Origin of the sequence: Geobacillus jurassicus NBRC 107829 (assembly GCF_001544315.1) — a bacterium.
GTDB classification, from domain to species: Bacteria; Bacillota; Bacilli; order Bacillales; family Anoxybacillaceae; genus Geobacillus; species Geobacillus jurassicus.
Map to the genome: position 1 here is coordinate 1 of NZ_BCQG01000105.1, position 2,384 is coordinate 2,384.

General features: G+C 52.0%; 1 protein-coding gene and 2 pseudogenes. 1 reads left to right on the forward strand and 2 read right to left on the reverse strand.

All coding sequences use genetic code 11. From position 1 onward, the window contains the following. A partial coding sequence (locus GJ1_RS17265; protein ID WP_245629457.1) for a transposase occupies nt 1–193 on the forward strand: 193 nt, incomplete at its 5' end. Between the two features lie 322 nt (nt 194–515). Here GJ1_RS17265 and GJ1_RS17270 read toward each other — a convergent pair. Both GJ1_RS17270 and GJ1_RS17275 read right to left on the reverse strand, forming a co-directional pair. Continuing rightward, nucleotides 516–1,316 (reverse strand): annotated as a pseudogene (locus GJ1_RS17270) (ExeA family protein). Next, nucleotides 1,309–2,384: pseudogene (locus tag GJ1_RS17275) on the reverse strand (transposase); the annotation flags it as partial. The pseudogenes GJ1_RS17270 and GJ1_RS17275, both read right to left, overlap by 8 nt.

A 2,384-nucleotide genomic window follows, 5' to 3' on the forward strand; every position in this document is an offset into this window, starting at 1 on the left:
TTTCCTGTATCTCCCGCCCTACTCGCCGCAGCTCAACCCGATCGAGCGTTTGTGGAAATGGCTGAAGGATACGGTGATCGCCAACGCCTTTCACAAAGACCGCCACGAGATCCTGCAAGCGGTTCAACGATTTGTTCATTACATTCAGGAACGCCCGGAGGAAGTGTTGCGGCGCTTGGGGTGTGCCGCGTAATCGAAAAGTTAACTTTTCAAGGTGCATTTATATAGTTCATCTAAATCGCACAAAATAATTCCCACAGAAGTATCTACCTGCTTGTCAAACTTGTCCATTTGTTTTTGAAAGAATTTGTAAATTAGCACATTATTTCAGAATCCCTTTTTCAAATTATTTCAGATGGATTCCGAAATAATGTGCAAAATTTTTGCGGATTATTGCGGATTTTGCACATTTTTTCGGAACGTTTGCACGCTCTTTCAGATAAAGATTTCCAGCGCGCCTGATGGACCGATGGAAAAGAGAAGGCACAAAAGAGGCCGATTCGGCCCCTTTCGTGCTAATACCCCATTTCCTCTGCGGCCATGCGCACCACTTCTTCGTCAATGGCGTCCTTTTTCAGCTGATGCCCGTATAACAGGCATGTCGTGGCCAATGTGTTGATCAACCGAGGTCATCCCCGCGATTGCAGCGCGATGGCCTCCAACGCCGATGGGGTGAAGATCGGATGCTTCGCCCCAGCCTGTTTCATCCGATGCTCGATGCAGCCCGACACTTCTTCCTTCTCCAGCGGCCCCATCCGGCATCGCATGATGATCCGTTGGTCAAGCGGGCGATGCTGATTAAGCCGCAGCTTCCCCTGTAAATGGGGCAGCCCGGCCAAAATCAAGACAAACGGGTTCGTCGAATCCATCTCAAAGTTGAACAAGATCGCGATATCCTGCAAGAACGCATCTTTGGCGAAATGCATCTCATCCAACATAAACACCGGTGTGATCCGCCGTTCATCATACAACCGCTCAATGGCCTGCTGGATTTGGCGGAAGAGATCCACCTTGCGGTATTTAGGTTCTTCCCCCAACCCAAGGGCCAGCCCACGGTAAAAATCCATCACACCTCCTGTCGATAACGGGAAGTAGACCACATGATACAAGGAAGGGGACAACGATTCCTTCCACGCCCGAAGGGCGAACGTTTTGCCCGCCCCCGGCTCTCCGATCAACAGCCCGATCCCCCGCATTCGCTTCACGTACTCCAGCGCCCGCAGCGCTTCCTGAAATGGCGCTCCTTGATACGCCTCGGACGGGTCTGTTTCTTTCGCAAACGGATCCCGTGAGAGGGAATAAAATGTTTTATACATTCTGTTCTCCCTCCTTCACCGAAACCGTCGCAAACGGCGACCGGTGGCGCTTCACATAGGCGTTGTCCTCCAAACGAACCCGAACGGCCTCCGCCACCCGTTTGCCCTCTTCGTACACATAGACGCCTCGTTCGTCATAGCGGAGCTCAATCGATTGTCCAATAAACCGAGGCGGCACTTCGTATAGCTGCTTATTCAGGGTGATCGTGCCATCGGCTTTCACCTTGCGGTGTTCCCGTTTTAGGAAAATCGCGTCCAGCCAATCGATGTCTTCGATCCACACCACCCGTTCCACCTGAGACTGAAACACCTCATGCGGCGTTTTCCCATCGAGCGAGGCGTGCGGTTTTCGATGATACTCCTCTTCCAGCCACCTCCAAAAGCGTTCGTTCAGCTCTTCGAGCGACTTCGGCGGATTCAGCTCCAACAGCGGATAAAACCGCGTCTGTACGGTGCGGAAGAACCGTTCGATCTTCCCTTTGCTTTGCGGATCATACGGCTGGGTGTGAATCAACGTAATCCCCATCTCGGCGCACGCATACTGCAGCACCTCGGATCGATCAATTTTCCCGTTGTCCGAGTAAATGCGCTTTGGCTTCCCATACCGAATCACGGCTTCCTTCGTGACGATCCGCAGCCCGTCAAACTTCTCCGAAGGGAAAAGGCACCACACGCGAGCCATCATCGATATAGGCGATCAAAAACGTTTTCTGAGCTTTCCCATGGACTCGAATCGTGGGTCCATGGGATAAATCTCCTTGCCATAGCTCGTTGATCTCTTCATACGCAAAACGCTTTCGCTCCGGCATCGGCAAGATTTCTTTCCCCACCAGGTTGTGTTTTTTCAACAATCGGTATATAGTAAAGTATGAGAGGGTGGTAGGAATGTCCCCCTGCTTGGTGAGTTGTTCATAGAATACGGTCACGGGCATGGTGGGATGTTCCTTCCTTAAGGCTAAAATATGATCCTCATCATCGGGGGACAGACGTCTTAAGCGGCCGCGGTCCGAACGGCGCTTCGGCTTCAAGGCGTCGAAGCCCCCTTTTTTGTATCGGGCGCACCAATCC